This window comes from Janibacter corallicola NBRC 107790, from assembly GCF_001570965.1.
GTDB lineage: Bacteria > Actinomycetota > Actinomycetes > Actinomycetales > Dermatophilaceae > Janibacter > Janibacter corallicola.
In genome coordinates this window covers 22,979-46,829 of sequence record NZ_BCSR01000023.1, presented here as the reverse complement: position 1 = coordinate 46,829, position 23,851 = coordinate 22,979, and the positions used below count along the sequence as shown (strand labels likewise).

The 23,851-nt window shown below is 70.8% G+C and carries 26 protein-coding genes; 15 read left to right on the top strand and 11 right to left on the bottom strand.

The window, feature by feature from the left end:
• Positions 1–186 precede the first annotated feature (186 nt).
• The 3 genes from JCO01S_RS09725 to JCO01S_RS09715 all read left to right on the top strand — a co-directional run bounded on the left by JCO01S_RS09725 (position 187) and on the right by JCO01S_RS09715 (position 2,626).
• Entirely contained in the window at positions 187–942 is a 756-nt protein-coding gene (locus JCO01S_RS09725; protein WP_068254555.1) for a 3'(2'),5'-bisphosphate nucleotidase CysQ, read from the top strand.
• Positions 943–1,097: 155 nt separating this feature from the next.
• The gene (locus tag JCO01S_RS09720; RefSeq protein ID WP_068254528.1) at positions 1,098–1,478 is read left to right on the top strand and encodes a DUF2267 domain-containing protein; all 381 of its coding nucleotides are present in this window, start codon (positions 1,098–1,100) and stop codon (positions 1,476–1,478) included.
• 17 nt (positions 1,479–1,495) lie between these two features.
• The gene (locus tag JCO01S_RS09715) at positions 1,496–2,626 is read left to right on the top strand and encodes an FUSC family protein (protein WP_068254527.1); all 1,131 of its coding nucleotides are present in this window, start codon (positions 1,496–1,498) and stop codon (positions 2,624–2,626) included.
• A gap of 3 nt (positions 2,627–2,629) precedes the next feature.
• On the opposite strand, the gene JCO01S_RS09710 is transcribed toward JCO01S_RS09715, so the two are convergent.
• Together JCO01S_RS09710 and JCO01S_RS09705 are read right to left on the bottom strand one after the other, a co-directional pair.
• A complete protein-coding gene (locus JCO01S_RS09710) occupies positions 2,630–3,889 on the bottom strand; it encodes a Zn-dependent hydrolase (protein ID WP_068254524.1) in 1,260 nt (419 codons plus the stop codon).
• A gap of 3 nt (positions 3,890–3,892) precedes the next feature.
• On the bottom strand, positions 3,893–5,053 hold the full coding sequence (locus tag JCO01S_RS09705; RefSeq protein ID WP_245634393.1) for an NAD(P)-dependent malic enzyme: 1,161 nt from the start codon (positions 5,051–5,053) through the stop codon (positions 3,893–3,895).
• A gap of 123 nt (positions 5,054–5,176) precedes the next feature.
• On the opposite strand from JCO01S_RS09705, the gene JCO01S_RS09700 reads away from it, so the two are divergent.
• The gene (locus JCO01S_RS09700; RefSeq protein ID WP_068254519.1) at positions 5,177–5,527 is read left to right on the top strand and encodes a S24/S26 family peptidase; all 351 of its coding nucleotides are present in this window, start codon (positions 5,177–5,179) and stop codon (positions 5,525–5,527) included.
• Positions 5,528–5,591: 64 nt separating this feature from the next.
• Positions 5,592–5,993 carry a superoxide dismutase, Ni gene (sodN, locus tag JCO01S_RS09695; protein WP_068254516.1) on the top strand — a complete coding sequence of 134 codons (402 nt, stop codon included), beginning with the start codon at positions 5,592–5,594 and terminating at the stop codon, positions 5,991–5,993.
• 70 nt (positions 5,994–6,063) lie between these two features.
• On the opposite strand, the gene JCO01S_RS09690 is transcribed toward sodN, so the two are convergent.
• The 3 genes from JCO01S_RS09690 to JCO01S_RS09680 all read right to left on the bottom strand — a co-directional run bounded on the left by JCO01S_RS09690 (position 6,064) and on the right by JCO01S_RS09680 (position 8,792).
• On the bottom strand, positions 6,064–7,305 hold the full coding sequence (locus JCO01S_RS09690; protein ID WP_068254513.1) for an HD-GYP domain-containing protein: 1,242 nt from the start codon (positions 7,303–7,305) through the stop codon (positions 6,064–6,066).
• Positions 7,302–8,069 carry an HD-GYP domain-containing protein gene (locus JCO01S_RS15910; RefSeq protein WP_169796929.1) on the bottom strand — a complete coding sequence of 256 codons (768 nt, stop codon included), beginning with the start codon at positions 8,067–8,069 and terminating at the stop codon, positions 7,302–7,304. Before JCO01S_RS15910 ends, JCO01S_RS09690 begins: the two co-directional genes overlap by 4 nt.
• Positions 8,070–8,561: 492 nt before the next feature.
• Complete coding sequence (locus tag JCO01S_RS09680; protein WP_068254507.1) at positions 8,562–8,792, bottom strand: hypothetical protein; 231 nt, start codon at positions 8,790–8,792, stop codon at positions 8,562–8,564.
• A 139-nt stretch (positions 8,793–8,931) separates the two neighbouring features.
• Between JCO01S_RS09680 and JCO01S_RS16490 the strand changes: the two genes are divergently transcribed.
• The 4 genes from JCO01S_RS16490 (at position 8,932) to galE (ending at position 11,292) form a co-directional block, all read left to right on the top strand.
• Positions 8,932–9,006: a 50S ribosomal protein bL37 gene (locus JCO01S_RS16490; RefSeq protein ID WP_439645697.1), complete on the top strand. Its 75-nt coding sequence runs from the start codon at positions 8,932–8,934 to the stop codon at positions 9,004–9,006.
• Between the two features lie 222 nt (positions 9,007–9,228).
• Complete coding sequence (locus JCO01S_RS09675; RefSeq protein WP_068254504.1) at positions 9,229–9,879, top strand: sigma-70 family RNA polymerase sigma factor; 651 nt, start codon at positions 9,229–9,231, stop codon at positions 9,877–9,879.
• Complete coding sequence (gene rsrA / locus JCO01S_RS09670; protein WP_245634392.1) at positions 9,876–10,175, top strand: mycothiol system anti-sigma-R factor; 300 nt, start codon at positions 9,876–9,878, stop codon at positions 10,173–10,175. The genes JCO01S_RS09675 and rsrA overlap by 4 nt, the downstream gene beginning before the upstream one ends.
• A 97-nt stretch (positions 10,176–10,272) precedes the next feature.
• The gene (gene galE, locus JCO01S_RS09665; protein ID WP_068254501.1) at positions 10,273–11,292 is read left to right on the top strand and encodes a UDP-glucose 4-epimerase GalE; all 1,020 of its coding nucleotides are present in this window, start codon (positions 10,273–10,275) and stop codon (positions 11,290–11,292) included.
• 64 nt (positions 11,293–11,356) lie between these two features.
• Here the strand turns inward: galE and JCO01S_RS09660 are convergent, their stop codons facing one another.
• Complete coding sequence (locus tag JCO01S_RS09660) at positions 11,357–12,595, bottom strand: fatty acid desaturase family protein (RefSeq protein WP_084342809.1); 1,239 nt, start codon at positions 12,593–12,595, stop codon at positions 11,357–11,359.
• Positions 12,595–13,686 (bottom strand): ferredoxin reductase, encoded by a 1,092-nt coding sequence (locus tag JCO01S_RS09655; protein WP_068254498.1) that lies wholly within the window; start codon positions 13,684–13,686, stop codon positions 12,595–12,597. The genes JCO01S_RS09660 and JCO01S_RS09655 overlap by 1 nt, the downstream gene beginning before the upstream one ends.
• 99 nt (positions 13,687–13,785) lie before the next feature.
• Between JCO01S_RS09655 and JCO01S_RS09650 the strand changes: the two genes are divergently transcribed.
• Positions 13,786–15,018 (top strand): PucR family transcriptional regulator, encoded by a 1,233-nt coding sequence (locus tag JCO01S_RS09650; protein WP_218002252.1) that lies wholly within the window; start codon positions 13,786–13,788, stop codon positions 15,016–15,018.
• 48 nt (positions 15,019–15,066) lie between these two features.
• On the opposite strand, the gene JCO01S_RS09645 is transcribed toward JCO01S_RS09650, so the two are convergent.
• Genes JCO01S_RS09645 through JCO01S_RS09635 form a run of 3 tightly spaced genes read right to left on the bottom strand, consistent with a single transcriptional unit; the run spans position 15,067 to position 18,310 of the window.
• On the bottom strand, positions 15,067–15,735 hold the full coding sequence (locus tag JCO01S_RS09645) for an alpha/beta hydrolase family protein (RefSeq protein ID WP_068254494.1): 669 nt from the start codon (positions 15,733–15,735) through the stop codon (positions 15,067–15,069).
• Entirely contained in the window at positions 15,728–16,567 is an 840-nt protein-coding gene (locus tag JCO01S_RS09640; RefSeq protein WP_068254491.1) for an SOS response-associated peptidase, read from the bottom strand. The genes JCO01S_RS09645 and JCO01S_RS09640 overlap by 8 nt, the downstream gene beginning before the upstream one ends.
• A 33-nt stretch (positions 16,568–16,600) precedes the next feature.
• Positions 16,601–18,310 (bottom strand): BCCT family transporter, encoded by a 1,710-nt coding sequence (locus JCO01S_RS09635; RefSeq protein ID WP_084342808.1) that lies wholly within the window; start codon positions 18,308–18,310, stop codon positions 16,601–16,603.
• A gap of 81 nt (positions 18,311–18,391) precedes the next feature.
• On the opposite strand from JCO01S_RS09635, the gene JCO01S_RS09630 reads away from it, so the two are divergent.
• From JCO01S_RS09630 to hisN, 5 genes are all read left to right on the top strand, one after another.
• The gene (locus JCO01S_RS09630; protein ID WP_169796928.1) at positions 18,392–18,982 is read left to right on the top strand and encodes a cob(I)yrinic acid a,c-diamide adenosyltransferase; all 591 of its coding nucleotides are present in this window, start codon (positions 18,392–18,394) and stop codon (positions 18,980–18,982) included.
• Between the two features lie 81 nt (positions 18,983–19,063).
• Positions 19,064–19,567: a DoxX family protein gene (locus JCO01S_RS09625; protein ID WP_068254485.1), complete on the top strand. Its 504-nt coding sequence runs from the start codon at positions 19,064–19,066 to the stop codon at positions 19,565–19,567.
• Positions 19,568–19,573: 6 nt separating this feature from the next.
• Positions 19,574–20,881: a 3-phosphoshikimate 1-carboxyvinyltransferase gene (gene aroA / locus JCO01S_RS09620; RefSeq protein ID WP_068254482.1), complete on the top strand. Its 1,308-nt coding sequence runs from the start codon at positions 19,574–19,576 to the stop codon at positions 20,879–20,881.
• Positions 20,881–21,924 (top strand): ribosome small subunit-dependent GTPase A, encoded by a 1,044-nt coding sequence (gene rsgA / locus JCO01S_RS09615; protein ID WP_068254479.1) that lies wholly within the window; start codon positions 20,881–20,883, stop codon positions 21,922–21,924. Before aroA ends, rsgA begins: the two co-directional genes overlap by 1 nt.
• Before the next feature lie 67 nt (positions 21,925–21,991).
• Complete coding sequence (gene hisN, locus JCO01S_RS09610) at positions 21,992–22,789, top strand: histidinol-phosphatase (protein ID WP_068254476.1); 798 nt, start codon at positions 21,992–21,994, stop codon at positions 22,787–22,789.
• A gap of 68 nt (positions 22,790–22,857) precedes the next feature.
• On the opposite strand, the gene JCO01S_RS09605 is transcribed toward hisN, so the two are convergent.
• A complete protein-coding gene (locus JCO01S_RS09605; RefSeq protein ID WP_068254473.1) occupies positions 22,858–23,694 on the bottom strand; it encodes a putative endonuclease domain-containing protein in 837 nt (278 codons plus the stop codon).
• Positions 23,695–23,851 lie beyond the last annotated feature (157 nt).

The window sequence follows — 23,851 nt, the reverse complement described above, 5'->3', positions numbered from 1 at the left end:
CCCCCGCCACAGACTGGCCACCGGCTCGGCCATGATCATCGGCTCGGCGTCCGGCACCGCGGTGTTGATGAGGGCGACGCGGCCCTCGAAGGCGACCCACGCGACACCGTCCGGCAGGCGCCACCTCTGCTCGCCGTCGGGGACCGTCATGCCCCGCAGCATAGTGAGAGCCATATGCTCAGCGGCATGAGCGTCAGCAACGACCACACCACGGCCTCCGACCTCGCGACCCGAGCGGGGGAACTCCTCCTGCGCACGCGGGCCGAACACGCCGATCTGGATCCCAAGGAGCTGAAGGACCTGGGCGACAAGACCTCCCACGACTTCCTCATGGCCGAGCTGGCGAAGCTCTGCCCCGAGGACGCCGTCCTCTCCGAGGAGGGTGCTGACGACCGCGCGCGGCTGAGCGCCGAGCGGGTGTGGATCGTGGACCCGCTGGACGGGACCCGCGAGTTCAGCGAGATCGGCCGGGACGACTGGGCCGTGCACGTGGCCCTCTGGGAGCACGGCGAGCTGACCGCAGGAGCCGTGGCCCGCCCGGCGAAGGGGGTCACCTACACCAGCGCGGAGTCCGCCCCCGCCCACGGGCAGGCCGGGTCCCCCCTTCGCCTGGCCGTTAGCCGCAGCCGGCCGCCCGCCTTCGTCACGTCCCTGGCCGATCACCTCGGCGCCGACCTGGCCGAGATGGGCTCAGCCGGGGTGAAGGCGATGTCCGTCCTCGACGGGGTCGCCGACGCCTACGTGCACGCCGGCGGCCAGTACGAGTGGGACTCCGCCGCACCGGTCGCCGTCGCCCGCGCCCACGGCCTGCACACCAGCCGCATCGACGGCTCCCCGCTCGTCTACAACAACGAGAACCCCTACCTGCCCGACCTGCTCGTCTGCCGCCCCGAGGTCGCCGAGACGGTGCTGCAGGCCATCAGCGAGGTGGGGAAGGACTGACGTCCGGCGCCCCGGGGGAGCTGCTGTCGCATGCTCACCCGGGGCGCTCTGGACCGCTGTGCCGCGGAGGGCGCGCCCTCCGCCGCCGATTGACCTCGGCCACCACCGGGTAGTCGGTGCGTAGCTGTCGACGAAGTTCCAGTCAGGAGTCACACATGAAGTACGACGAGTTCCTCACCGCTGTTGCGGACAACGGCGGGCCCACCGACCGCGAGCACGCCGACGAAGCCACCCGCACGGTCCTGGCGGACCTCGGCAAGCGGTTGGCCAGCAACGAGCCGCACGACCTGGCCAGCCAGCTCCCCCCAGAGCTGCAGCAGGCCCTGCTGGAGCACGACGGGGAGCAGGAGACGGACGATGACCTGGACGCGTTCCTGCGCCGAGTCGCCGAGCACGAGGGTCGAGGCTGCGACCCGGAGGAGGCCCTGGAGCACGCACGTGCAGTGCTGTCCACGATCGCCGGCTTCATCTCGGAAGGAGAGGTCACCGACCTGCGTTCGCAGCTGCCGGCCGGATTCGCGCCGCTGTTCGTGTGAGCCGTGTCCGACGTGCCATGGAACGACCCTGGTCCCGTCTGGTGGACGCGCTGCGCTCGCCGGAGGCCGTGACCGACGGCATCCAGATCACCAAGACCGTGGTCGCCGCGACCGCCGCGTGGTACGTGTCGACGGCCGTGCTGGGCTCACCGATGCCCTTCCTGGCGCCGTGGACCGCGCTCCTGACGGTCCACGCCACGGCGTACCGATCCCTCTCCCGGGGGGCTCAGACGACCGTGGCCTCCACGGCCGGGGTGGCCCTGTCGTTCGTCATCGGCTACTTCCTCGGCGTCGACGTCTGGACGTTCGCACTGGCGATACTCGTCGGTCTGGTCGTCTCGCGGATCAGCTGGCTGCGGGACGAGGGCGTCGCGATCGCGACGACCGCCATCTTCATCCTTGCTGGTGGGTTCGAGGAGCAGGCGCCATTCCTCGACGACCGGCTGCTGGAGGTGGGCCTCGGCGTGGCGTTCGGGATCATCGTGAACCTCGCCTTCCTGCCGCCGCTGCGTGACCGTCAGGCAGCCCGGTACGTCGACAGCATGAACCGCCGCATGGGCGAGGTCATGATCAGCATGGCCGACGAGCTGGGCCGTTCGTGGGACACGGACAGTGCCGACACGTGGGTGGACGAGACCGTTGCGATGGATGACGAGCTCGACTCGGCGTGGCAGACGGTGCGTTTCGCCCGCGAGAGCCGACGGCTGAACCCGCGTCACCACGTACCGGTCCCGGGGCACCCTCGTCACTGGAGGAACCAGTACGACGGGGCGGGCAAGCAGGCCGGCTACGAGGACATCCTCACGCGCCTCGGCGAAGGCGTCTCCCACTTGCGGCACCTGGCGCGGACGCTGCGCGAATCCTCCTACTCGGACAGCGCGTGGGACGAGGAGTTCCGCAGCCAGTGGGTCGCGCTCGTGCACGATGCCGGGAGCTCGATCAAGGACCCTGACGCCGAGGTCGAGTCGATCTACGACCGCCTGGACGGCCTCTCGCGGCAATTCTCGGACGGGACCCTCGCCGCGGGTGCGCTCTGGCCCGTGTACGGATCGCTGATCACCAGCGTGCGGCACATCACCATCATCGTCGACGACGTGTCCTCGGCCCGGGAGGCGCGAGAAGCCGACAAGAGCAACCCCGTCGTCTAGGACTCAGCGAGCCAGGCGCAGCAGCGCCGCCCCCAGCAGGTCCGCGCCCCGCGCCAGGTCGCCGAAGTCGGTGTCCTCGTGCGGCGAATGACTCACTCCCCCAGCGCGACTCGGCACGAAGAGCATCCCCACCGGGCACACCTGCTTGATCATCTGGGTGTCATGGCTGGCACCGCTCGGCAGGACCAGCGGCTCGGTGCCCACCTCGCGAGCGACGTCGATCAGGGTGCGGCGCACCGACGGCGTCAGCTCCTCGGGGCTCGCCTCGGCCAGGTGGCGACTCGTCAGGGTGACCCCGCGCCGCTCGGCGATGGCCGCCGCGCGCTCCAGCACGTCCTCGGCGGTCGCGCACTGTCGCTCCAGGTCGATGTCACGGATGTCGACCGTGAGGACGCACCGACCCGGGATGGTCGTGATCGACCCCGGTAGCGCCTCCAGCCGGCCCACCGTGATCCGCCGCCCGTCGTCCGCGGTGCCTGCGAGCGCCTCGAGCTCGAGGACCACCTCCGCGGCCGCGGTGAGGGCGTCCCGGCGCAGGTGCATCGGCATGCCGCCGGAGTGCGCCGCGACACCGTCCACGGTCAGCTCCAGGCGGGTGCTGCCCGAGATCACGTCGACGACTCCGACCGCGGCGCCGGCGTCGGCGAGCACCGACCCCTGCTCGATGTGCAGCTCGACGAAGCCGGCCCACTCCCGCGGGGACCACCGGGCGTCGGCCACGGCATCCGGGTCGAGACCGACGCCGGCCATCGCCTCGGCGAGGCCCACCCCCTTCGCGTCCTGCAGCTGGTGCAGGTCGGCGGTGGTGGTGAGCCCGGCGACGATCCGGCTCCCGATGCAGGCCCGGCCGAAGCGGGCCCCCTCCTCACCCGCGAAGGCGACAAAGCGAAGGGGGCGTCGGTGCCCCACACCATCGGTCACGACCCGCTCGGCGAGGAGCATCGCGGCGACCACCCCGGCGATCCCGTCGAACCTCCCGGCGGACGGCACGGAGTCCAGGTGCGACCCGGTGCCGACCGCGGCGGTCTCCTCGGTGCCGGGCTTCTCGGCGATGGTGTTGCCGGCTGCGTCGGTCCACACCGTCAGGCCGAGGCCGGCCATGAAGTCGGTGAAGACCTCGTGGGCACGGCGCTCCAGCGCGGTGTGCGCGAGGCGGGTGACGCCCGGCCCGGAGTCCGGCTCGCTGATCGCCGCGAAGCGCTCGATCCACTCCGCGACCCGCTCCGGCGCGACCGGCGTGGGCCGCTCACCGGCGAGTGGCATCCCTCAGACCGCGTGGGCGGCGACCGCGGCCGCGACCGCCTCGGCGACGCCGTCCTGGAAGACGGGCGGCACGATCTGCTCGGCCGTCGGCTCCGCGACCATGTCGGCGATGGCCCGCGCGGCGGCGAGCTTCATCTCATCGCTGATCTGCACGCCGCCGGCGTCGAGCGCGCCGCGGAAGATCCCCGGGAAGGCGAGCACGTTGTTGATCTGGTTCGGGTAGTCGCTGCGCCCCGTGGCGACCACGGAGGCGTACTTGTGCGCCAGGTCCGGGTGCACCTCGGGGGTCGGGTTGGCGAGGGCGAAGATCATCGGGCCCTCGGCCATGGCCGCGACCTGCTCCTCCGGCACGCTGCCCCCGGAGACGCCGATGTAGACGTCCGCGTCGACGAGCGCATCGCCCAGGCCACCGGTCCGGCCGCTGGCGTTGGTCGTCGCGGCGAGCATCTCCTTGTGCGCGACGAGGTCGTTGCGGTGGGAGCCGATGATCCCGCGGGAGTCGCACACGAGGACGTCGGTCGCGCCGGCCAGCTGGAGCAGCTGGGTCACGGCCACACCGGCGGCGCCGGCGCCGCCGACGACGATCTTCAGCGAGGAGATCTGCCGGTCGGTCACCCGGCAGGCATTGATCAGGCCGGCGAGTACGACGATGGCGGTGCCGTGCTGGTCGTCGTGGAAGACCGGGATGTCCAGCCGTTCGCGCAGCCGACGCTCCAGGTCGAAGCAGCGCGGGGCGGAGATGTCCTCGAGGTTGATCCCCCCGAAGCTCGGCGCGATGCGCACGATCGAGTCCACGAGCTCGTCGACGGACCCGGACTCGAGGCACATCGGGATCGCGTCGACGCCGGCGAAGGTCTTGAAGAGGACCGCCTTGCCCTCCATCACCGGCATCGCCGCAGCCGGCCCGATGTCGCCCAGACCGAGCACCGCGGTGCCGTCGGTGACGATCGCGACGGTGTTGTTGCGGGCGGTGAAGCGCCGGGAGAGGTCCGGGTCCTCCTGGATCGCCAGGCACACGTCGGCGACGCCGGGCGTGTAGAGGAGGGAGAGATCGTGCTGATCGCGCAGTGCCTTGGTGGCTCGTACCTCGAGCTTGCCACCCTCGTGCGCGACGAACTGCGGGGCAGTCAGGTCGTGGGTGGTGGTGGGCTCGGTAACGGACACGTCAATCCTCATCTGGCAGCAGTGGTTCGGTGAACGCCCTGGTGCGATCGGGTCGGGTCGCGGCGGGCGGCGGGGTGAGCCACAAGCATTCTTCCACAACCCCCGGGGTGCGACGATGAGCCCATGCCTCATCCCGGCCTGGCCCGTGTCGTCGGGCGATCGATGGAGCCGACGCTCCGCGACGGTGCCCTGCTGCTCGTGCTGTGGGGAGCTCGTCCGAGGCTCGGCTCCCTCGCCGTGGTCCGCCTCCCCCGCGACCAGCACGGCGCCGAGCGACCGATCGCCGTCAAGCGGCTCTCGGGAAGGGATCCGATGGACTCCTCCCGGTGGTGGATCGAGCGGGACAACCCCCGGGTCGGGGTCGACTCCTGGCTCGTCGGATCGATCGCCCCGGAGGACGTCCTGGCACGCGTGATAATGCGACTACCTTGCAAGAGAAGGGGTTTGCGTGACGGGGCCGACCCCGCGGGGTAGGTTTGGCAGTGAAGCCGCCGGGTACTTCGACGGCTGAAACGCCACCTACGAGAGGAAGGCACACATGCGACTTCGCGACATCTTCCGCCCCACCGAGGTCAGCGCCCACTGCGACCTGCCCTGCGGCGTCTACGACCCCGCCCAGGCCCGCATCGAGGCCGAGTCGGTCAAGATGATCATCAAGAAGGCCAACGACAGCGACGACCCGGACTTCCGCACCCGCGCCGTGGTCATCAAGGAGCAGCGCTCCCAGCTGGTCAAGGAGCACCTGTGGGTGCTGTGGACGGACTACTTCAAGCCGCCGCACTTCGAGAAGTACCCGCAGCTGCACACCCTCGTCAACGAGGCCACCAAGCTGGCCGGCGCCTCCGGCACGAAGGGTGAGTTCGACGAGGCCAAGGCCGACGAGCTGCTCGAGAAGATCGCCGAGATCGACAAGATCTTCTGGGAGACCAAGCAGGGCTGACCTGCTCGTCCCCATGACGAAGGGGGGCCCCGCCGCGTGATCTGCCGCGGCGGGGCCCCCTTCGTCGTGCTCACCCCAGCGTCCGCTCGAGGGCGGTCACGACCTCCGGGTCGTAGTCGTACCCGAGCCCCAGGTGCAGCCGCTCGAGCGCGACCTGGTGGGCACGCTGGGTCCGCGTGCCCTCCGTGATGTCGTCCCAGGCATTGGCCACGCGCACGATCCGCGCCGCGACGGGGATGAACTCACCGAACTCCCGCGACATACGGAAGGGCGTGCGGACCTGGTCCAGCATCGCCGCGATGGGGCGCAGCTGAGGGCTCGAGGAGACGATGCGGGTGCCCGCCTCCGCGGCGCGGTCCTGGACCTGCGTCGAGGCGTTGATCGTCGCGCCGCCGGGGATCGGCTCCTCGATCCCCATGAGGCCGACGTCGTGCAGCAGCGCGGTGCGCTCCACCTTGCGCAGCTCGTGTGCGTCCAGACCCATGGCCCGGCCGATCCGCACGGACAGGTCCGCGACCCGGGCGCCGTGCCCCTCGTGGCTCCGGCCGGCGGCCTCGGTGAGGCGGGAGAGGGCATGGACGGATTCGTCCAGGGTGAGGCGGATCGCCACCGCCCGCTGGACGGCCAGGTGGGTGAGGAGCACCGGCAGCAGCAGGAGCGGGTAGGCGACCCAGTCCAGGACCGGCTGGGCCACGGCGATGAGGGACCCGGCGGAGGCGGTGACCCCGACGATGCCGTAGAGGGAGCTCGGCTCGCGCGCGGCAAAGGACCCGATGGTGATCCCCTCGCGCAGCCACACGACGAGTGCCTCGAGGAGGCGTTCGACGAGACCTCCGACCAGGGCCGCACCGAAGAGGGCGAGCACGGCCAGGGCCCGCCGCGTCCCGTCGGCGAAGGCCCACTGCACGAGCGTGCTGTCACCGAGGCCGCGGACGAGCAGTGCCGTCGTGGCGATGCCGAGGAAGCGCGCCCCCAGCGCACTCTCGAAGAGGGGCCTGCCGCGCACGCGGGCGATGAGGACACCCGCGAGCATCGCCAGCCAGATGACGCCCACCGCGGCAGGTCGGGCCAGGCCCTCCCCCGGGGGCGCCATGACCAGTCCGGTCGCGGCGGCGGTGGTCACGGGCGCGATGACGCGCCCCGCCATCGCGGTGGGCATCTGCTCACCGATGATGATCGCGATGACAGCGGTGATCACGCACGGCGTCACGCCGTCTGCGGTGATCTCGCCGGCGATGGTGGTCCAGCCCCCCACGAGCAGCGCCACGAGGAAGAGGACCAGTCCGGCGTGGCTCCCGCGCACCGCCGTCATGACGGCCTCCTCGTGCCTCCGGCCGCCGGCAGCCGGTCGCGCTCGTGGGCGCGGCGAAGGGCGGCCACGCACCGCCCGTCCAGACCGGTGCCCACGAGGGTCTCGCAACGGACCACCGCCGCCTCGGCGTCGTCGGTCTCGAGGAGGCGGTCGGCCCAGGTCTCGGCCACGGCGAGGATCCGGGAGCCCAGCGGGATGGAGCCGCCCGCACGACCCTCCGGCCAGCCCTGGCCGTCGACCCGTTCGTGGTGGCTGACCACGATGTCCAGCGGAGGGGCCAGGAAGGAGATGTCGGACAGGACCCGTCGGGTCGCCCCTGCGTGGTCCCGGCGCTGGATGGCCTCGGGCTCCTGGTCCAGCGCGAGCTTGCCGACGTCGCGGATCTGGGCAGCGATCGCCACATGGTCGACGTCACCGGGCTTGATCCCGAGGGTGTTGGCGATCGCCGTGGCGGCACCTGCGACGAGCTCGCTCTCCCGCTGCGCGCCCGGGTACCGCTCGTCGAGCGCCACGACGAAGGGGTTGAGGATCTCGTGCCGAGCCGACCAGACCGCTGCGTGCTGCGCCAACGCCCACTGGATGACGTACAGCGACGGGAAGAAGAAGACCGCGGACACCCAGCCCAGACCGGCGGGCGCCCAGAGGACGGCGAGGGCGTATCCGGCAACCCAGTACATGGCGTACGCCGGGATTGCCTGCTTGACGAGGTCGACGGCGAAAGCGCGGAAGGACCCTGCAGAACTAACGGTCAGGACCCCGGCCACAAGCGCTGCGTTCGCCAGCGCCGCCACCAGAGTCGCAAGGCCAAGGCGCCACGCGAGATCGAGTACATCACTCTGGGCGGCTTGCCCGTAACCGAGTGGACCGCCTCCCAACATCCGATACGCGACCCCTCCCGCAAGGACAAGGAGAACGCGCTGGGCCGCGTTGAAAATGCGCTTGATGGGCTCACGGGGAGCAGCTAGCTCAGGGACGGCTCCAACAATCGCGGCCCCCATGGGCCCGACCAGTGGAATGGCCGTCAACTGGACGATGCCCGAGGCAGAGATGCTGATCGACCCGATCGCCTGCGGGCGCCCCAAAGCCCCCATGACGCTGAGTGCCAGCAGCGCCAAGAACCAACTCAGCCGCTGTGTGAAGCCCTCCCAGACACCGACGACGACGATGGCCGCCAGTGCGCACGCAACAACCGCGACCACATAGGGCAAGGTCGAGGAGTGCGACTCCCTTGCCCGTTGCGCAGTGGAGACCAGTCGTTATGCCCAGTCGATGTTGTCAGTCGTGAGCGCCCAGTCGATGTTCTGGGTCGTGAGCGCCCAGTCGATGTTGTCAGTGACCTGGGCCCAGTCGATGTTGTCAGTGACCTGGGCCCAGTCGATGTTGTCAGTCGTCATGGCCCAATCGATGTTGGCCTGGCTACCGATCGAGAAGACCGAGAACAGGGAGAGTGTGGCGGCGGCGATGAGGGGAGCAATCGTCTTCTTCATGGTTCCATGATGCCAGCCAGACCCCTCGCATAACGAGGGTCGCCGACTCTCTGACCAAACCGTGACCTTGCCCGTGTGTTTGAATTGGGGCATCTGGATCCCCGCTCACCGGGGGGAAGTCCACAGTGAGGAGACACCAATGAGCAAGCGTTCCCGGAAGCGTCGCGCACGCAAGAAGAATGCCGCCAACCACGGCAAGAAGCCGAACAGCTGACGCCCTCCGCCCGTGAGGGCGGACAAGAGGGGCCCGTGTCCGAGTCGGACACGGGCCCTTTTTCTGCCCACTCCCCCTTCGCCGGCCACCGCGCGGGGTGGGAATGCGCGGGGGTCCCCCTTCGTTGCACGGGGGTGAACGCAGACCTCGCACGGACAGGAGCCAGGCTTGCTCGTACTGCATGCCGGTGAGCGCGAAGCCACCCCGCTAGGGTGGAGCGCGATGACTGATCCCACGACCGACCAACGCGACGCCCAGGCAGAAGCGGACGCGGCCGTCGACGTGAAGCAGGAGAGCACCGAGGAGCGCCGCGCCCGGTTCGAGCGCGAGGCGATGCCGCTGCTCGACCAGCTCTACTCGGCAGCGCTGCGGACCACCCGGAACCCCACGGATGCCGAGGACCTCGTCCAGGAGACGTACGCGAAGGCCTTCGCCGCCTTCCACCAGTACCGTCCCGGGACCAACCTCAAGGCCTGGATGTACCGCATCCTGACCAACACCTACATCAACAGCTACCGCAAGAAGCAGCGCGAGCCGAAGCAGTCCGACTCCCCCGAGGTCGCGGACTACCAGCTGCACAAGGCCGAGCAGCACACCTCCAAGGGGCTGCGCTCCGCCGAGGTCGAGGCGCTGGACCGGATGCCCGACACCCAGGTCAAGCGGGCGCTGCAGGATCTGCCGGAGGACTTCCGGATGGCGGTCTACCTCGCCGACGTCGAGGGCTTCGCCTACAAGGAGATCGCCCAGATCATGGACACCCCGATCGGCACGGTGATGTCACGGCTGCACCGGGGACGACGGCAGCTGCGCGAGAAGCTCACCGACTACGCCGTCGATCGTGGCCTCCCCGCGGCGAAGGGGAGTGCCAAGTGAACGACGACAAAGGGCACATCGACTGCTCCGAGGCGATCTACCGGATGATGGAGTACCTCGACGGTGAGATGACCGCGGCCGACGCCGACCACCTGCGCGAGCACCTCCTCACCTGCGGCCCGTGCCTCGAGGAGCACGACGTCGACCGGGTGCTGAAGGAACTCGTCCAGCGCTCCTGCCCGTGCGAGGAGGCACCGCCGACCCTGCGCACGACGATCATGCAGCGGATCACGACGATCTGCGACGACGGGGCCTGGACCTCGGTGACACAGGTGCGCCACATCTCCGAGGGCTGAGCACAAGAGGTAGTACTTCGGCCCGATATCCGGGGTCGAACGACGCGAGATGCACCAGTACTACTGGTTGTGCACGCCGCGCGTTTAGGGTGGCCCCATGCGCGTCCTCGTCACCGGCGGAGCCGGGTACATCGGGTCCCACACCGTCGTCCGACTCGTCGAGGACGGGCACGAGCCCGTTGTCCTCGACAGCTTCGTCAACTCCCGGCCGAGCGTGATCGCCCGCCTCGAGGAGCTGACCGGACGCACGATCGAGACCCACTCCTTCGATCTGCGCGACGTCGACAAGACGAACGCGCTCCTGGACGACGGACGATTTGACGCGGTCATCCACTTCGCCGGTCTGAAGGCCGTCGGTGAGTCCTCCCAGATCCCCCTCGAGTACTACGACAACAACGTCGGCTCAACCCTGGTTCTGGCTCGGGCGATGGATCGCGCCGGCGTGCCGGTCCTCGTCTTCTCATCCTCGGCCACCGTCTACGGCGAGCTCGCACCTGTTCCCTACGTCGAGACGCACGAGCCACTGGCCTCCAACAACCCCTACGGCCGCACCAAGCTCGTGCAGGAGATGCTCCTGAGCGACGTCGCCACGGCCGGCGGCCCGCGGGTGGCGTTGCTGCGCTACTTCAATCCCGTGGGGGCCCACCCCTCGGGTCGCATCGGGGAGGACCCGCACGGCGTCCCCAACAACCTCATGCCCTTCATCGCCCAGGTCGCGGTCGGGCGCCGTGAGCAGCTCCAGGTCTTCGGTAACGACTATCCGACGCCCGACGGCACACCTCAGCGCGACTACCTGCACGTCGTCGACCTCGCGGAGGGTCACGTCGCAGCCCTGGAGTACCTGAGCGACCACCCGGACGTCGTCGAGCGGGCGTGGAACCTCGGCGGTGGGCACGGCACGTCGGTGCTTGAGATGATCGCGGCCTTCGAGTCCGCGAGCGGACGACCGATCCCCCACGAGGTGGCACCGCGCCGGACCGGCGACCTGGCGGCGTTCTGGGCCGACGCGTCCCGCGCCGAGACCGAGCTCGGCTGGCGCGCGGAGCGCTCCATCGAGCAGATGTGCGCCGACACCTGGCGCTGGCAGTCGGGGAACCCGCAGGGTTACCCCGGCTGAGGGGACGGACCTCCGGCCCTTCGAGGCTCGCTTGCTGCGCAAGCTCACACCTCAGGGGCCGGGGTCAGCGCGCGTAGACGTTGCGCGTGGCGCGGGCGCGGGCCTTCAGGCCCTTCACGCCCTTCGTGCGCAGGATCTTGATCGTCTGCCACAACGAGGTGTCGTTCGGCAGGGACAGCCGCACGATCTCGCTCCACGCCGACGCGACCTGCTTGGGCAGCGGGCCGGTGACGTAGTCGAGGCCGTACTTGTCGAAGAGGGCCTCGATCTTCGGGGCGATCTCCTGGTAGCGGCGGCTGGGCATGTCCGGGAAGAGGTGGTGCTCGATCTGGTAGCTGAGGTTGCCGGTCGCGACGTGCATCGCCTTCGACCCGGAGATGTTCGCCGAGCCGAGCATCTGGCGCAGGTACCACTCACCGCGGGTCTCCCCGTCGATCGAGTTCTTCGTGAAGGTCTTCACGCCGGCCGGGAAGTGACCGCACATGATCACCGAGTGCGTCCAGTAGTTGCGCACGAGGTTGGCGACCCCGTTCGCGGCGAGGGTCGAGAGGAAGTTCGGTCCCGACAGCAGCGGGAAGAGCAGGTAGTCCTTGCCAGCCTGCTTCTTGATCTTGTTCACGACCTGCTTCGCCTCGGCCATCCACTCCGGGTTGTCGTGGCGGGTCGCCCAGTTCTTGCCGAGCTCGAGGTCGTACGCGGCGATGCCGTACTGGAAGAAGGTGGCGTTGATGAACTGCGTCACCGGCTGGACGAGGTAGCCGGGGTACCACTTCTGGGCGTCGTCGACACGCATGATGCCGTAGCCGAGGTCGTTGTCGTGGCCGACGACGTTGGTGTACGTGTGGTGGACCTTGTTGTGGCTGTTCTTCCAGTGCGCCGCCGGGGTGACGTTGTCCCACTCCCACGTCGAGGAGTGGATCTTCGGGTCACGCATCCAGTCCCACTGGCCGTGGATGATGTTGTGCCCGATCTCCATGTTGTCGAGGATCTTCGCGACGCTCAGCCCCGCGGTGCCCGCGACCCAGGCGATCGGGTTGCCGGAGAAGAGCAGCACCGCACGCGACCCCATCTCGAGGTAGCGCTGCACCGTGATCACGCGGCGGATGTAGCGGGCGTCGTCCTCCCCCAAGGAGTCCATGACGTCGGTGCGGATCTCGTCGAGCTCGCGGCCGAGGTCCTCGATCTGCTGCGGGCTCAGGTGCGCGATGGGACTGGGGTCCATCGTCACCGTCGTGTGGACGACGTCCGACTTCCCGCCGGTGATCCGGGCGTCGGTCGTGGGTCGGGTCAGGGTGGCGGTCATCAGCTCTCCTGGGTCTGGATCGTGCAGTTGCCGGCGACGGCCGAGATGCAGGTCTGCACCTTCACCGGCGGGTCGTCGAGGGTCGTGGTCGTCAAGTCGCCGTTGCGCAGGTCGCGCACGGCTCCGTCGCTCATGGGCAGGACACAGCCGAAGCAGATGCCCATCCGGCACCCGCTCGGCATGAGCAGGCCCGCGTCCTCCGCGGCATCGAGGATCGTGGTGCCGCCGTCGAGCTCCAGCTCCGTGGTCTCGCGACCGACGCGAAGGGAGGCGGTGCCCCCTTCGCCCGCCTCCACCACGGTGGGGCGGAAGCGCTCCACGTGGAGCATCTCGGTGCGGCCACCCGCCTCGTAGAGCTCCTCGAAGGCGTCCAGCATCGGCGTCGGCCCGCAGATCCACGTCTCGCGCTCGCGCCAGTCGGGCACGACCTGCTCGAGCTGGTCCGGTGTGAGCATGCCCTCCTCGTCGGTGTGGCGCACGATGGCGCGCACCCCGGGGGGAGCATCGGCCAGCTCACGGGCGAAGATCACGTCCTCGGCCCGGGGCGCGGAGTGGACGTGGACGACGTCGAGGCCGTCGAAGTCGTGGTTGCGCATCATCCCCATGACCGGGGTGATGCCGGAGCCGCCGGTGAGGAAGAGCACCTTCGGCGGGACCGACTGCGGCAGCATGAAGTCGCCGGTCGCCTGGTCCAGCTGGATGATCGTGCCGGGCCGGGCGTGGTGGACGAGGTGCTGGGAGACGTGGCCGTCGGGCATGGCCTTGACGGTGATCGAGATCAGGCCGTCGCGGGCGCTCGTGTCCGAGGTCAGCGAGTAGGCGCGCCAGTTGCGCACGCCGTCGACGTCCACCCCGATGCGGATGTACTGCCCCGGCGAGTGCCCCTGCCAGTCCCGGCCGGGCCGGATCGTGATCGTCGCCGCGTCCTCGGTCTCCGGCGTGATCGCGACGATCCGCCCCCGCAGGTCCGCCCCGGAGCGAAGGGGGGCGAAGAGGTCGAGGTACTCCTCCGGGACGACCGGGGTGGCCAGGCCGCGCGCGAAGCGGGCCACGGTGTCCTTGGCGCGGGCAATGGGTGGACTCGAGGTCATGGCTCCATCATTTCGCAACAACACTGCCCAAACGCTGTCCTCGGCGGGTAGCGTTCGGTGCAGTTATTTGTGCGCGGGAGACAAAAGGGCGTGGTCGGTGTGGGCGCTACAGGTGCCGACGGTGCGGGTGGTGCCGCTGGGGCGAAGGGGGCGCAGTCCGCGCTGCCGCCCGGGGCCGTGGCGGCGCTGCGCGGTGAGCTGCCCCGCGTGGCCTCGATCGTCGTCAGCGAGATCATGCGCGAGGTGCCCGCCTACAACGTGCCCTTCAAGGGGCGGATGGGGCGGATCATCGAGCGGGCGGTGGTGGTCTCGCTCGAGGGTTTCGTGCGGGTCGCAGGGGGCGCCCGGGCGAGCGGACCGGACGGGATCGGCGTCGGGATCACCGCGGCGCGGGAGCTGGGGCAGGCCGAGGCACGCCGCGGTCGCCCGGTCGAGGCGCTGCTCGCCGCCTACCGCGTCGGGGCGCGGGTCTCCTGGCGGGAGATGTCCGGCGTGGCCGTGGACAACGGGGTCGACGCGCGGACGCTGTCGGGCTTCGCCGGGTTGGTCTTCGACTACATCGACGAGCTGTCGGCCGCCTCGGTCGCCGGGCACAGCAACGAGGTCGCCAGCGTCGAGCGCGCCCGCCTCGTGCAGCTGGACCGACTCACCCGGGCGCTGCTCACCGGCGCCGCCGAGGGGGAGCTCGAGCGCGGGGCGGCGGCCGCCGGCTGGAGCCCGCCACGGACCCTGACGGCGGTACTCGTCCCGCACCACCGGCTGACCAACACCGCGGCGGTCCTCGACCCGCGCACCCTCACCCTCGAGGAGGACCTGCCACCGCACGGCGAGGTGCCGGGGCCCACCGGCCAGGCGGTGCTGCTCGTCCCCGACGCCGGGGGCCGCTCGCGCCGGCACCTGCTCGAGCTGCTCGACCGGCATGCCGCCGTCGTCGGGCCGGTGCGGCCCTGGCAGCGAGCGGTGGAGTCCTACCGGCGAGCCCTGCGAGCGGTGGAGCTCGCCGGTTCGGGCGGGCCGCTGGACACCGATCTCGTGCTGCCGGAACTCGTGCTGCGCGCGGACCCCGAGGCGCTCGCCGACCTGCGGGAGGGGGCGCTGGCCCCCTTCGCTCAGGTGTCGGAGTCGACGGCCCAGCGGCTGGCGGACACGCTGCGTGCCTGGCTGCTGCTGCAGGGGCGCCGCGAGCTCGTGGCCGAGGAGCTGCACGTGCACCCGCAGACGGTGCGCTACCGGATGAACCAGGTGCGCGACCTGCTCGGCGAGGACCTCACCGACCCCGACCGGGTGCTCGCGCTCGTCCTGGCGCTCGGTCGGCGGACCCCGGCGGACTGACGGGCCTCCGCAAGGGGGGTGCGGCGCCTACGTCCCTGGACAGGGGTGTCAGCCGGCCTCCACGAGCCGCGCCCGGACCGCGGCCACGACCTCACCGATCCCGGCCTTCGTGAAGGAGTGCGTTCCCGGCGCCTCGTCGACGGTGACCCCGTCCGCGCCGGCTCCCGCGAGCGCCTCGCGCACCGCATCCGGCCGACCGAAGGGGTCCTTCTCCCCCTGCACGACGTGCACCGGCAGGCCGTGCTCGACGGGGGTGACGAGCTCGCCGATGCGGGACTTCTCCGGCCCCTTGCCCGGCGGTACGAGCGGAAAGGACAGGCACAGCACCGCATCCGCGCCCAGCTCCCCCGCGAGACGGCAGGCCACCCGCGCGCCGGCACTGCGCCCGCCCATGACGAGCCGCCCCGGCAGCACACCCGCCGACCGGAGGGCCGGGACGATCTCCCGCCAGGACTGGTCCAACCGCGCGGGCGGGGGCGCGACCTTCTTGCCCGCGACCCGCCACGGCATCTCCACGAGCACCACCTGCCAGCCGAGGGCGGGCAGCTGCGCCGCGACCGTGGCGAGATCGAGGGCCTCGATCCCGCCGCCGGCGCCGTGGGTGAGCAGCAGGGAGCCCGCGGGCTCCCCCTTCGCCCCGGGAGTCGAGGCACTTGCCTCGTGGACGTGCGCCCGCGCGGGGCCCCGTGCGGTCGGGACCTCCCGTTCCTCAGCCACCGCCCACCACCTCGCCGGTCTCGGGGTCGACGACCCCGACCAGCTCCTCACGGGGCAGCGGGTCCAGCAGTCCCGGGCCGTTGTTGCGGGTCGCCCCGACGGCCGTGGAGATCGGGTACGCCTCGAAGCGCCCCGACTGCGCGAAAGCGAGCATCTCCCCCACCTCACCGGTGTCGGTCAGGTCCGGGTCCAACCAGCGGGCCCAGTCGCCGCGCTCGAGGACCAGCGGCTGCCGGTCGTGGACCCGGTCCATCCCGGGGTCCGCCGCCGTCGTGATGATCGTGAAGGTCGTCAACCACGCGCGGGTGTCCTCCGGATCGGCCACCTCGGGATCCCGCCAGAACTCGTACAGCCCCGCGAACCCGATGACGTCCCCGTCACCGCGGTGGATGAAGAAGGGCTGCTTGCGCGGCTTGCCCTTCGCGTCCTTCGCCACCGGCGAGGCCTGCCACTCGTACCACCCGGTCGCCGGCACCAGGCACCGCCGCGCGGCCGCGGCACGGGCGAAGGAGTTCTTCTCCAGCACCGTCTCCGCGCGGGCATTGGTCATCCGCAGCCCCACCCCGGGGTCCTTGGCCCAGGACGGCACCAGCCCCCAGGTCAGCAGCCGCAGCTGCCGAAGGGGGTCGGCGCCCTCCTCCCCCTTCGGCACCCGGCTGAGCACGATGGGCGCCTGCTTCGTCGGCGCCATGTTGTGGTCCGGGGTGCCCGGGGGCGGGTCCTGCGGGGACTTCAGGACGGTGCGCGAGGGCTCGGCGGTGCGATCGGCGTCGACCTCGAACTCCTCGACGAGCTCCCCGGGGTTGGCGGTTGCGGCATAGCGTCCACACACGGGACCCACCCTAGTGAGCCGCCCCCTCGGGGATCAGCCGGTACCGCCGCTCGCCTCCTCCGGCTGCGGCTCCTGACCGGTGCCGTTGCCCGGGTTCGTGTCGGGGGCGACCAGGAAGGGCGCGCTCGAGGGCACGACCGTCCGCTGGGAGCGGACCGGCCCGACACGACGCTGACGCAAGGGGTCCTTGCGCAGGTCGATGTACAGCGAGAGGCACAAGCCGATGAGCACGAACACGAAGGGCGTGGCCGTGAGGATCGTGAAGGTCTGCAGCGCGGTCAGCCCGCCGACGAGGAGCAGCATCGCCGCGACCACACCGGTCATGACCGCCCACACGATGACCAGCGGCTCCCACGGCTCGGTGCGTCCCCTCGAGGAGAGCGTGCTCAGCACGAGCGCCCCCGCGTCCGCGCCCGAGACGAAGAAGATCGAGGTCAGGAAGACGACGCACCCGGCCGTCACCGAGACCAGCGGGTACTCCTGCAGCAGCATGAAGAACCCGGCCGCCTCGTTGCCGGCACCGGCGATGTCGACCCCGCCGAGCTGCAGGTGCAGTCCCGCACCGCCGAAGACGACGAACCAGACGGCACTGATCAGCGTCGGGACGAGCAGCACGCCGAGCACGTACTCACGGATCGTGCGGCCCTTGGAGATGCGGCCGATGAAGGTGCCGACGAAGGGCGTCCAGGAGATCCACCAGGCCCAGTAGAAGATCGTCCACGAGGCCAGCCAGTCCGACCCCCCGAAGGCCGCCGTGGTGAAGCTCATCGGCACCAGCTGGGTCAGGTAGGCGCCGATGGACGCCGGAAGCATGTTGAGGATGAAGACCGTCGGCCCGAGGACGAAGACGAAGACGACGAGCAGGAAGGCGACGACCATGTTGGTGTTGGACAGCCACTTGATGCCCTTGGAGACCCCGCTCGCGGCGGAGAGGACGATGCCGACCGTCAGGACCATGATGACGATGATCGCCAGGGAGGTGCTGCCCTTGTCCGGGAACTCACCCGTGCGCAGCAGCGCCACACCCGCGGCGACCTGGAGCGCGCCGAAGCCGAGCGAGGTCGCCGAGCCGAACTTCGTGCAGATGATGGCGAGGATGTCGATGGGCTTGCCCCAGCCCTTCTCCTTGATCGCCTTCTCGCCGAAGAGGGCCTCGAAGGGGGCGCTGAGCAGGTTGCCGCGCCCCATCCGGAAGGTCGAGTAGGCCAGCGCGAGCCCCACGACCGAGTACATGGCCCACGGGTGCAGACCCCAGTGGAAGAAGGTGTAGGCCATCGCCTCCTGGGCGGCCTCCTGGCTGCCCGCCTGCACGTCGGCGAAGGGGGGCGGCGAGGCCAGGTGGGTGACCGGCTCGTAGACGCCGAAGAACATCAGGCCGATCCCCATGCCGGCGCTGAACATCATCGCGATCCAGGAGATCGTGGAGAACTCCGGCTCCTCGCCGTTCTGCGACAACGGGATGCGTCCGTAACGACCGAATGCCAGGACGAGGGAGAAGACGACGAAGCCGGTCGCCGAGAGGATGAAGAACCAGCCGAGGGAGTCGGTGACCCACGTCAGTGCCGACCCGGTGACGTCGTTGACCTTGTCGGGGAAGGCCATGCCGACCACGGTGACCACGGCGATGACGCCGAAGGCCCAGCCGAACACGGTCCAGTCCATGCTGGCCAAGCCGGCACGCACGTCGCGGTTGGGGATCTTGTCCGGCACCTCCGTCGGTGCCTGTTCTGACTCTGAACGCATCGCAACCTTCCCGGACAACCGGACTGATCCGCGTGGTGCCAAGCGCCCAGCAGCCCAATGACACGCGTTAGCGTAGACTTCATGACAGCCACACAGGACGGTTCGGCCACACCGACTCTTGGGCGCACCCGGTTCGGTGACGTGGGTGAGGTGACCAAGCACGACATCCGGCTGACCGCCTTCGGCGCGTGCGAGGAGGCCAACGGTGCCGTCGGCACCGCGCTGGCCTTCGGCGATCTCGACAACGAGGTGGCGGCCACGCTCACGAGCGTGCAGAACGACCTCTTCGACGCGATGGCCGACCTGAGCGCGCCCATGGACGAGGTGGCTGCCGACTCCACCCCCGTGCGGATCACCGAGGAGCACATCGCCTGGGTGGACCGCGCCGTGGAGCACTACTCCGCCGGCCTGGAGCCGATCGAGGGCTACGTCATCCCCGGTGGGACCATCCCCGCGACCCTGCTCTTCACCGCCAGGACCTCGGTCCGGCGGGCCGAGCGGGCCAACCTCGCCGCGGTGGCCGAGCACCCGAGGTCGATGAGCCCGCTCGTCCCGAGGTACCTCAACAGCGTCTCCTCGCTGCTCTTCGTCCTCGCCCGGCTGCACAACACCGAGCTCGGCGACACGGTCTGGCAGCCGCTGGCCTCGATCGCCACGTCGCGCTCCGAGTGAACGAACTACGGTGGGGGTACCTACGACGGTGACCCCGGCCCCGCCGGGCGCTCCGCACACCTGAGGACAGGAGTAACGCACATGATCGTTCGTCGCATCGCCCGCCCGCTGCTCGCGGGGATCTTCGTCTGGGGTGGCTACAACGCGCTGCGTCACCCGGCCGCGCACGCCCCCGCCGCGGAGCCGGTGACCAAGCCGGTCGCCCAGACCACCGGTCTGCCCGACGACACCGAGCTGCTCGTGCGCGCCAACGCCGCCGCCATGGTCGGCGGTGGCCTGCTGCTCGCGACCGGCAAGTTCCCGCGTCTCGCCTCGATGGTGCTCATGGGCACCCTCGCCCCGACCGCGGCGACCCACAACTTCTGGGACGAGAGCGACCCGCAGGCCAAGGCCGGCAAGCTGACCCAGTTCATCAAGGACCTCAGCCTCTTCGGTGGCCTCATGCTCGCTGCCGCCGACACCGAGGGCCGCCCCGGTCTCGCCTACCGAGCCAGGATGGCAGGCGACAACGTCGAGCGCGCCGCGCACAACGCACGCCAGGAGGCCAAGATCGCCGCTCTGCAGGCGCGGAACTCGGTGTCCTGACCACCGATGCCCTCACCTGATTGGCATGGCCCGGCAGCGTCCGGTCGCCTCGACGGCACCGTGACGCTGCCGGGCAGCAAGTCCCTCACCAACCGCTTCCTCGTCATCGCGGCGCTGGCCTCCGGCACCTCGCGGTTGCGCCGCCCCCTTCGCTCCCGGGACACCGAGCTCATGGCCCAGGCGCTGCGCCAGCTCGGCACCGGCATCGAGGACGCCACCTCGACACCCGGGTCCGACACCGACTGGCTCGTCACCCCGGCTGCCCTCCGCGGCGGCCGGCCCGTCGACTGCGGTCTCGCGGGGACGGTCATGCGCTTCCTGCCGCCGATGGCCGCCCTCTGCAGCGAACCGGTCGCCTTCGACGGCGATCCGCAGGCCCGGGTACGCCCCATGTCCGCCTCGCTCGACGCCCTCCGGGGCCTCGACGTCCGCGTCGAGGACGAAGGGCGCGGCACGCTCCCCTTCGTCGTCCACGGGAGGGGGTCGGTGACCGGCGGGCGCGTCGTGCTCGACGCCTCCGCCACCTCGCAGTACGTCTCGGCCCTGCTGCTGGCCGGGTCCCGCTTCGAGGAGGGCATCACGATCGTCCACGAGGGCGACTCGGTCCCCTCCACCCCGCACATCGAGATGACCGTCGAGGCGCTGCGCGACGCCGGCGCCGAGGTCGACGACTCCGTCCCGGACACCTGGCGCGTCGAGCCCGGTGAGCTGCTGCCGCTGGACGTGACGGTGGAGCCGGACCTGTCCAACGCCGCCCCCTTCCTCGCCGCCGCGCTCGTGGCCGGGGGCACCGTCCGGGTGCCCGACTGGCCCCGGCACACCACCCAGGCCGGCGACCGGATGCGGGAGGTCCTCGCGCTCATGGGCGGAGAGGTCGAGCTCGGCCCCGACGCGCTGACCGTCACCGGCAACGGCCACCCCGTGGGCCTGGACATCGACCTGCACGACGCCGCCGAGCTCACCCCGGTCGTCGCGGCCCTCTGCGCGTGCGCCACCAGCCCCTCCATCATCCGGGGGGTCGGCCACATCCGCGGGCACGAGACCGACCGGATCGCCGCGCTGAGCACCGAGCTGACCGCCGCGGGCGCCCACGTCGAGGAGCTCGAGGACGGGCTGCGCATCACGCCCGGCACGCCACGGGCCGCGACCATCCACACCTACGCCGACCACCGGATGGTCATGGCGGCGGCCGTCCTCGCGCTCGCCGCGCCCGGCACCGTCATCGAGGACCCGGGCACGGTCGCGAAGACCGTCCCCGACTTCGTCGGCCTGTGGGAGGGCATGCTCTCCCCGGTGGCGGCCGCGGAGGGCTGATGGGGCGTTCGGCGCGCGACTGGGACGAGTCGGACGTGCGTGTGCGCCCCGGCCGGCGCGGTTCCCGCCCGCGGACGAAGACCCGGCCCAAGCACGAGGACGCGGTGTTCGGGATGGTCACCGCCGTCGACCGGGGCCGCTGGACCGTCCTGGTCCCCGCCGGTGGGGACGAGCCAGAACGGGTCGTGACCGCGATGCGGGCCCGCGAGCTCGGCCGCACCTCGATCGTCGTCGGCGACCGGGTCGGCATGGTCGGGGACACCTCCGGCCGCCGCGACACCCTCGCCCGGATCGTGCGCGTGCAGGACCGGGCGACCGTGCTGCGCCGCACCGCCGACGACACCGATCCCGTCGAACGCGTCATCGTCGCCGGCGCCGACCAGCTCGTCGTCGTCAGCGCCCTCGCCGACCCCGAACCCCGCCCCCGGCTCATCGACCGCTGCCTCGTGGCCGCCTACGACGCCGGCATGGACCCGCTGCTCGTGCTCACCAAGGCCGACCTGGCCCCGGCCGAGGACTTCCTCGCCACCTACGCACCGCTCGACGTGCCGTACCTGGCGACCTCCGTCCTCGACGAAGGGGACGACGGCCTGACCGAGCTGCGCCGCCGGCTCGCCGGCCGGATCTCGGTGCTCGTCGGGCACTCGGGGGTGGGCAAGTCCACGCTCGTCAACGCGCTCGTGCCCGAGGCGGACCGGGCGACCGGTGACGTCAACGACGTCACCGGTCGCGGCCGCCACACCTCGACCAGTGTCCTGGCGCTGCGCCTGCCCCCGCTCGACGGGGACGCCGAGGGCGGCTGGATCATCGACACGCCGGGCATCCGCTCCTTCGGGCTGGCGCACGTCGAACCGGACCAGATCGTCGGGTACTTCGCCGAGCTGGCCGATGGCGTCGCCGACTGTCCCCGCGGCTGCAGCCACGACGAGCCGGACTGCGCCCTCGACGCCTGGGTCGCGCAGGGGAAGGCCGGGCCGCGTGGTGAGGGGCGGCTGGACTCCCTTCGCCGGCTGCTGCGGGCCCGCTCCGGCGAGGACGGCTGACCTCGGTCGACGAGGTGCGGGCGCGGGCCTCGAAGCGACGCACACCTGCCTCGGGTACGTTGACGAAATGTCCGAGAGCTCTCCCTATGCCGATGACCTGCGCCTCGCCCACGTACTGGCCGACCAGGTCGAGCGGATCACCCTCTCCCGCTTCCAGGCCGATGACCTCGTCGTGGAGACGAAGCCGGACCTGACCCCGGTCAGCGACGCCGACCGCGCCTGCGAGGAGGTGATCCGCTCCCAGCTGGGCCGCTCCCGCGGCCGGGATGCCATCGTCGGCGAGGAGTACGGCACCACGGGGTCCTCGACCCGCCGCTGGATCATCGACCCGATCGACGGGACCAAGAACTACGTGCGCGGGGTCCCCGTGTGGGCCACCCTCATCGGCCTCGTCGACGGCGAGGACTGCGTCGTCGGCCTCGTCGCCGCCCCCGCGCTGGGCCGCCGCTGGTGGGCCGCGAAGGGCGCCGGCGCCTGGACCGGCCGCTCACTCGCCCAGGCGAGGCAGATCTCGGTCTCGGGGGTCTCCCGGCTCTCGGACGCATCGCTGTCCTACAGCTCGCTGGACGGCTGGCGCGAGACCGGCCGGGGCATGTCCTTCCTCAACCTCACCTCGGACCTGTGGCGCACGCGGGCCTACGGGGACTTCTGGTCCTACATGCTCGTCGCCGAGGGCGCGGTCGACCTCGCCGCCGAGCCGGAGCTGGAGCTCTACGACATGGCCGCGCTCGTCGCCGTGGTGCAGGAGGCCGGGGGCCGCTTCACCTCCCTCGACGGACAGCCCGGGCCGTGGGGCGGCAACGCCGTGGCCAGCAACGGGCTGCTGCACGACGACGTGCTTCGGCGCCTCGCCCCCGACGCCTGAGGGCGTGTGCACGAAGGGTCGTCCTGGTGCATCTCATGCCGTTCGACCCGCGATTTCGGGCCGAATCACTACCTCCTGTGCTCGCGCCTCACCCGGCGGGTGCGGCGCCACTGCTCCGGAGGCACGAGGTGCTCCCCCGTGGCCAGCATCCGGGTCAACCACTCTGTCGTCTCGTCCCACTCGGCGAAGCACATCTCATAGGTGAGCCGGCTCGACCGGTACCCAAGCGCGTCGGAGTTGAAGTCGCGCCTGCGATCCTTGCCGTAGGCCTCCTCGCCCCTGTGGTACTCCTTGCTGTCGCACTCGAGGATCCAGCGCTCGCCCACGAGCAGGTCGACCTGGCCGACCCCGTCGATCATGGCCTGGGCACGGACGGGCACCCGCCGCAGCGCGAGGTGGAGGCGCACCTTGGACTCGGTCCCGGACTCGGCCAGCTTCGAGGCGTGGGCGAGGACCCGCTGCACCCGCCGCGGGGAGGCTCGGCGGATCGCCTCGACATCGGCCTCGTGGAGCAGCTCCAGGTGCAGAGCCGAGTCGGCGAGGATCCCCACATCGATGGGGTCGAGGCACCGAGCAGCGTGCTCGATCAACAACGCGGGTGAAGCCACGGGGTCGGCCTCGGGCCACGCATGGTGGTACCCGTGCCCGATCCATCCCGGAGGAACCCGCTTCCCCCGTCTGCCGTACACATGCCGGCCGGGCCCCGGGGGCGTCCAGAGCCCGTGGTGGCGGGCCGCCGTCAGGCAGGTGCTGCGCAGCCCCTTGCGCAGGGCCGCAACGATCGCGTCATCGGTGTCGGGGGTCACCAGGTACGGGCCCGCCCGCCCCAACGTCCCCTCGGACACGAAGCGGTCGATCTCCCGGCGGGTGTACTGCTCCTGTAGCTGGCCATATGTGTGGATCATCCGGCCACTTCACCGTGACGAGTCGCTGACCTCCAGAGCCCGGACTGAGCTGGGGACAACCGGCCCATCGACCCTCACTCTGTGCACGAAGGGTCGTCCTGGTGCATCTCATGCCGTTCGCCCGGCGGTTTCCCGCGCAAGCACTACCGTCCGTGCA